Origin of the sequence: Nakamurella leprariae (assembly GCF_016918035.1) — a bacterium.
Lineage (GTDB): Bacteria > Actinomycetota > Actinomycetes > Mycobacteriales > Nakamurellaceae > Nakamurella > Nakamurella leprariae.
The window spans coordinates 1-6,942 of sequence record NZ_JAERWK010000028.1 but is presented as its reverse complement, the minus strand read 5'-3'; the positions used below and the strand labels follow the sequence as shown (position 1 = coordinate 6,942).

The 6,942-nt window shown below is 60.7% G+C and carries 3 rRNA genes; all 3 read left to right on the top strand.

What is annotated here, in order from left to right:
• The first annotated feature begins 327 nt into the window (after positions 1–327).
• The 3 genes from JL106_RS19630 to rrf all read left to right on the top strand — a co-directional run bounded on the left by JL106_RS19630 (position 328) and on the right by rrf (position 5,556).
• Positions 328–1,847, top strand: a 16S ribosomal RNA gene (locus tag JL106_RS19630).
• 378 nt (positions 1,848–2,225) lie between these two features.
• A 23S ribosomal RNA gene (locus JL106_RS19625) occupies positions 2,226–5,342 on the top strand.
• Positions 5,343–5,439: 97 nt separating this feature from the next.
• Positions 5,440–5,556, top strand: a 5S ribosomal RNA gene (gene rrf / locus JL106_RS19620).
• The 16S, 23S and 5S rRNA genes sit together here, the layout of an rRNA operon.
• The last annotated feature ends 1,386 nt before the right edge of the window (positions 5,557–6,942 follow it).

Genomic DNA, 6,942 nt, shown 5'->3' with positions numbered 1-6,942 from the left:
GCAGCGGGTTTGACGCTGTGGTTCGGGTCTGGTAATGTTGTTCGGGTTGCCCCGGCGAGGCCTGGAAGGGCTGAGTGGGTGTGTGTCCGTTCTTTGAGAACTCAACAGTGTACCGATAGTCAGTGCCAATGTTGTACCCTGTCGGGGGTCTGGTTGTCCAGGTGGTCCGATGGGTTTCTTTGGTGCATATTTACGAGAGTAGTCCAGCTCGTGTTTGTGGACCAGTGATCGGGTGCTGCGCTCCTTGGGGGTGTGGCAGCTTTCTTCATCTATCGGCTGCTGCTGTGTGCTGGGTTCGCCTGGTGTGTGGTGATGGTTGTATGGCATTCGATGGAGAGTTTGATCCTGGCTCAGGACGAACGCTGGCGGCGTGCTTAACACATGCAAGTCGAACGGAAAGGCCCGCTTGCGGGTACTCGAGTGGCGAACGGGTGAGTAACACGTGGGTAATCTGCCCTCAGCTCTGGGATAACTCCGGGAAACCGGGGCTAATACCGGATATTGACTTCGCCGGGCATCTGGTGGGGTTGAAAGTTTTTCGGCTGGGGATGGGCCCGCGGCCTATCAGCTTGTTGGTGGGGTAATGGCCTACCAAGGCAGCGACGGGTAGCCGGCCTGAGAGGGCGACCGGCCACACTGGGACTGAGACACGGCCCAGACTCCTACGGGAGGCAGCAGTGGGGAATATTGCGCAATGGGCGGAAGCCTGACGCAGCGACGCCGCGTGAGGGATGACGGCCTTCGGGTTGTAAACCTCTTTCAGCTCTGACGAAGCGCAAGTGACGGTAGGAGCAGAAGAAGCACCGGCCAACTACGTGCCAGCAGCCGCGGTAATACGTAGGGTGCAAGCGTTGTCCGGAATTATTGGGCGTAAAGAGCTCGTAGGCGGTCTGTCGCGTCGACTGTGAAAACCCGGGGCTCAACTCCGGGCCTGCAGTCGATACGGGCAGACTAGAGTTCGGTAGGGGAGTCTGGAATTCCTGGTGTAGCGGTGAAATGCGCAGATATCAGGAGGAACACCGGTGGCGAAGGCGGGACTCTGGGCCGATACTGACGCTGAGGAGCGAAAGCGTGGGGAGCGAACAGGATTAGATACCCTGGTAGTCCACGCCGTAAACGTTGGGCGCTAGGTGTGGGGGTCCTTCCACGACCTCCGTGCCGCAGCTAACGCATTAAGCGCCCCGCCTGGGGAGTACGGCCGCAAGGCTAAAACTCAAAGGAATTGACGGGGGCCCGCACAAGCGGCGGAGCATGCGGATTAATTCGATGCAACGCGAAGAACCTTACCAAGGCTTGACATGCACAGGAAACTTCCAGAGATGGTTGCCCCGCAAGGTCTGTGCACAGGTGGTGCATGGTTGTCGTCAGCTCGTGTCGTGAGATGTTGGGTTAAGTCCCGCAACGAGCGCAACCCTTGTCTCATGTTGCCAGCACGTGATGGTGGGGACTCATGAGAGACTGCCGGGGTCAACTCGGAGGAAGGTGGGGATGACGTCAAATCATCATGCCCCTTATGTCTTGGGCTTCACGCATGCTACAATGGCCGGTACAAAGGGCTGCGAAACCGCGAGGTGGAGCGAATCCCAAAAAGCCGGTCTCAGTTCGGATTGGGGTCTGCAACTCGACCCCATGAAGTCGGAGTCGCTAGTAATCGCAGATCAGCAACGCTGCGGTGAATACGTTCCCGGGCCTTGTACACACCGCCCGTCACGTCACGAAAGTCGGTAACACCCGAAGCCGGTGGCTGAACCCCTTGTGGGACGGAGCCGTCGAAGGTGGGATCGGCGATTGGGACGAAGTCGTAACAAGGTAGCCGTACCGGAAGGTGCGGCTGGATCACCTCCTTTCTAAGGAGCTTCTGACGCCACGGTTCGCTGCCGGTTTTCATCCGGTGGGGTTGTGGTGTCCAGAGCCATGTCGCAGGCGAGTGTTCTGCGGTGGTTTGCTCACTGGGTGGAACGCTGACTGTTGGTGCACTGTTGGGTCCTGAGAGAACGGGCCGGACACAGTGCGGGCGGTGCTCATGCGCTGAGTGGTGAACTCAGTGGGTGGGTGGTGTTCGCGTGTCTGGGTTGGTGGCTCTCTGGTTCGAAGCGAACAGGCCGGTGTCACACCGAACCGGTATCGATCGCCCTGTGATGGGGTGGTGGGTGTCCAGGCGGTGAGTGTTGGGGCTGGTTCTGGTTGTTCTTTGAGAATTGCACAGTGGACGCGAGCATCTTTGTGGCTAAGTTTTGAAGAGCACACGGTGGATGCCTGGGCATCAGGAGCCGATGAAGGACGTAGGAGGCTGCGATAAGCCTCGGGGAGCTGTCAACCGAGCTGTGATCCGAGGATTTCCGAATGGGGAAACCCGGCCAGAGTCATGTCTGGTCACTCACGCCTGAATCTATAGGGCGTGGAGAGGGAACGTGGGGAAGTGAAACATCTCAGTACCCACAGGAAGAGAAAACAACCGTGATTCCGTGAGTAGTGGCGAGCGAAAGCGGATGAGGCTAAACCGTGCACGTGTGAGAGCCGGCAGGCGTTGCGTGTTCGGGGTCGTGGGACCATTTGGGCTGTGCTGCCGCATGGCCGGGAAGTCAGAAAGTTCAGTGCTAGTCGAACGGTTTTGGAAAAGCCGGGCGGAGCGGGTGACACCCCCGTAGACGAAAGTGCTGGGCCTTCCTGGAATGGGATCCCAAGTAGCAGCGAGCCCGTGAAATTCGCTGTGAATCTGGCGGGACCACCCGCTAAGCCTAAATACTCCCTGATGACCGATAGCGGACGAGTACCGTGAGGGAAAGGTGAAAAGTACCCCGGGAGGGGAGTGAAATAGTACCTGAAACCGTGTGCTTACAATCCGTCGGAGCCTCCTTTGCAGGGGTGACGGCGTGCCTTTTGAAGAATGAGCCTGCGAGTTAGTGGTATGTGGCGAGGTTAACCCGGGTGGGGAAGCCGTAGCGAAAGCGAGTCCGAACAGGGCGGTTCAGTCGCATGCTCTAGACCCGAAGCGAAGTGATCTACCCATGGCCAGGATGAAGCGACGGTAAGACGTCGTGGAGGTCCGAACCCACCAGGGTTGAAAACCTGGGGGATGAGCTGTGGGTAGGGGTGAAAGGCCAATCAAACTTCGTGATAGCTGGTTCTCCCCGAAATGCATTTAGGTGCAGCGTCACGTGTTTCTTGCCGGAGGTAGAGCACTGGATGGTCTAGGGGGCCCACAAGCTTACCGAAATCAACCAAACTCCGAATGCCGGTAAGTGAGAGCGTGGCAGTGAGACTGTGGGGGCTAAGCTTCATAGTCGAAAGGGAAACAGCCCAGATCGCCGGTTAAGGCCCCTAAGCGTGTGCTAAGTGGGAAAGGATGTGGAGTCGCCCAGACAACCAGGAGGTTGGCTTAGAAGCAGCCATCCTTGAAAGAGTGCGTAATAGCTCACTGGTCAAGTGGTTCCGCGCCGACAATGTAGCGGGGCTCAAGCACACCGCCGAAACCGCGGCATTCACACTTTCGATCCGCCCCGCCCTTGAGGTTGGGGTGCAGTCGTGTGGATGGGTAGGGGAGCGTCGTGTGGCGAGTGAAGCGGCGGGGGAACCCAGCCGTGGACGCCACACGAGTGAGAATGCAGGCATGAGTAGCGAATGAGGAGTGAGAACCTCCTCCACCGAATGACCAAGGGTTCCTGGGCCAGGTTCATCCGCCCAGGGTGAGTCGGGACCTAAGGCGAGGCCGACAGGCGTAGTCGATGGACAACGGGTTGATATTCCCGTACCCGCGGAAGAGCGCCCATGATGAGGCCGGTGATGCTGACCGCCCGAACCAGTCCGTCCCTTCGGGGGTGGGGTGGGGAGCGCGGGACCCGATCCGGTAGTAGTCAAGCGATGGGGTGACACAGGAAGGTAGCTCCGCCAGTCAGTGGTAATACTGGTGTAAGGGTGTAGGTAGGTCTGGTAGGCAAATCCGCCGGGCTGTTGATCTGAGACCTGATGCATAGCCGATTGAGGCGAAGTAGAGTGATCCTATGCTGTCGAGAAAAGCCTCTAGCGAGCTCTGAGCGGCCCGTACCCCAAACCGACACAGGTGGTCAGGTAGAGAATACCAAGGTGAGCGAGCGAACTATGGTTAAGGAACTCGGCAAAATGCCCCCGTAACTTCGGGAGAAGGGGGGCCGGGTGGCGTGAAGCCCTTCGCGGGCTAGCGCGGTCCGGCCGCAGAGACCAGCGAGAAGCGACTGTTTACTAAAAACACAGGTCCATGCTAAGTCGCAAGACGACGTATATGGACTGACGCCTGCCCGGTGCTGGAAGGTTAAGAGGACCGGTTAGTCCCTTCGGGGGCGAAGCTGAGAATTTAAGCCCCAGTAAACGGCGGTGGTAACTATAACCATCCTAAGGTAGCGAAATTCCTTGTCGGGTAAGTTCCGACCTGCACGAATGGCGTAACGACTTCTCGACTGTCTCAACCATAGGCTCGGCGAAATTGCACTACGAGTAAAGATGCTCGTTACGCGCGGCAGGACGGAAAGACCCCGGGACCTTTACTATAGCTTGGTATTGGTGTTCGGTTCGAATTGTGTAGGATAGGTGGGAGACTGTGAAGACCTCACGCCAGTGGGGTTGGAGTCAACGTTGAAATACCACTCTGTTCGTACTGGACATCTAACCTAGGTCCATGATCTGGATCAGGGACAGTGCCTGGTGGGTAGTTTAACTGGGGCGGTTGCCTCCCAAAGAGTAACGGAGGCGCCCAAAGGTTCCCTCAGCCTGGTTGGCAATCAGGTTTCGAGTGTAAGTGCACAAGGGAGCTTGACTGTGAGACCGACGGGTCGAGCAGGGACGAAAGTCGGGACTAGTGATCCGGCACCGCCTTGTGGAAGGGGTGTCGCTCAACGGATAAAAGGTACCCCGGGGATAACAGGCTGATCTTGCCCAAGAGTCCATATCGACGGCATGGTTTGGCACCTCGATGTCGGCTCGTCGCATCCTGGGGCTGGAGTAGGTCCCAAGGGTTGGGCTGTTCGCCCATTAAAGCGGCACGCGAGCTGGGTTTAGAACGTCGTGAGACAGTTCGGTCCCTATCCGCCGCGCGCGTAGGAGTCTTGAGGAAGGCTGTCCCTAGTACGAGAGGACCGGGACGGACGAACCTCTGGTGTGCCAGTTGTTCCACCAGGAGCACGGCTGGTTGGCTACGTTCGGAAGGGATAACCGCTGAAAGCATCTAAGCGGGAAGCCTGTTCCAAGATGAGGACTCCCACCCTTCGTGGGGTAAGGCCCCCGGATAGACCACCGGGTTGATAGGCCGGAAGTGGAAGCACCGCAAGGTGTGCAGCTGACCGGTACTAATAGGCCGAGGACTTACCACAAACATGCTACGCGTCCACTGTGCAACTCTGAAAGAACAACCACGCCACCCATGACGGCACTCTCGTGCCGACTGGTGGTGTGTGTCTTTCACAGAGTTACGGCGGTCATAGCGTAGGGGAAACGCCCGGTCCCATCCCGAACCCGGAAGCTAAGCCCTACAGCGCCGATGGTACTGCACTCGCCAGGGTGTGGGAGAGTAGGACACCGCCGGACAATCATTCACAAGAGCAGGGAGCGACCCCATACCGGGTCCTCCCTGCTCTTGCATTTTCACTTCTTTTTCTCGACTCGCGTCCGCTGTGATGCCGACATCGGCGATCGTCCGAACCCGATCGATCACCTGGGCCTTCCGTCACGTGACGAAGGATGACCGGTGAAGGCGGGGCTGGGTCGTGACCCTGGCTTGGCCGGGACTCAGTGCCGCCGGCACCGGAGTACGGTCGAAGGTCGACGGTCCGGCGCTCACCCTGCAGTCGAGCGGCAAGTGCCATGACCATGGTTGTTCGTCGCCGGCCGGCGACCTCGTTCATTCCGAAGCGTGTCAATTCCACAGCGTCCCGGGGGTTCCCACATGACCGATCACCAGCAGTCGTCCGGCGGACAGTCGCCGCGACGCGGCGGCTCCGGAGGGGGCGGCGATCGGCGACAGGGCTCCGCCGGCGGCGGGCACTCCCGATTCCGCGGCGACGACCGCCGCGGCGGGCAGCAGTTCTCCAGCGGTCGGTCCGGCGACCGTCCGGGCACCGGACCGCGACGCGAACGGTCCGAGGGTGGCGACCGGTCGCAACGATGGAACCGGGACGACCGTTCACCGCAGCGGGACCGTTCCGACGATCTCGGGACCGGCGGCCCGAGGACCGGTTCCTGGTCGGCCGACCGCACCATGGGTGGTGACCGGCCCCGTCGGGGCTTCGCCGGGCACGGCGGAGCGCGCTCCGATCGCTCTGCCGGTGGCGGCCGGGACGATCGTGGTCGTTCCGAGCGTGGCGGCGCTCGCTCCTTCGATCGTCGTGACGGCGATCAGGGTCGGACCGGCTCCTGGTCCCAGCAGCGCGGTGACCGTGATGCACAGCGCCGGGACGCGCGATCCGACGATCGACCGGAGCGGCGCAGCGCGGGACTCCGACGTCCCGCCGGTGATGCTCGCGATCGCCAGGGTGGGTCGTTCGACCGCAGTGACCGTGACCGTCCGAGCCGGTCCTTCGACCGTGACCGCCCGGCGCGCTCGTTCGACCGCAGCGACGGCGATCGGCCGCGGACCCAGGGTGACCGCCCGGCCCGCTCGTTCGACCGCAACGACCGTGACCGTCCGGCTCGGTCTTTCGACCGTGATCGGCCGCGGACCGACGGTGATCGTTCCGCTCGCTCGTTCGACCGCAACGACCGCGATCGTCCGGCTCGATCCTTCGACCGTGGTGATCGGGATCGTCCGGCCCGCTCCTACGACCGCAACGATCGTGATCGGCCTCGGGCCGACGGCGATCGTCCCGCTCGGTCGTTCGACCGCACTGACCGTGACCGTCCGGCTCGGTCCTTCGATCGTGATCGGCCGCGGACCGACGGCGATCGCCCGGCCCGGTCCTTCGACCGGAACGACCC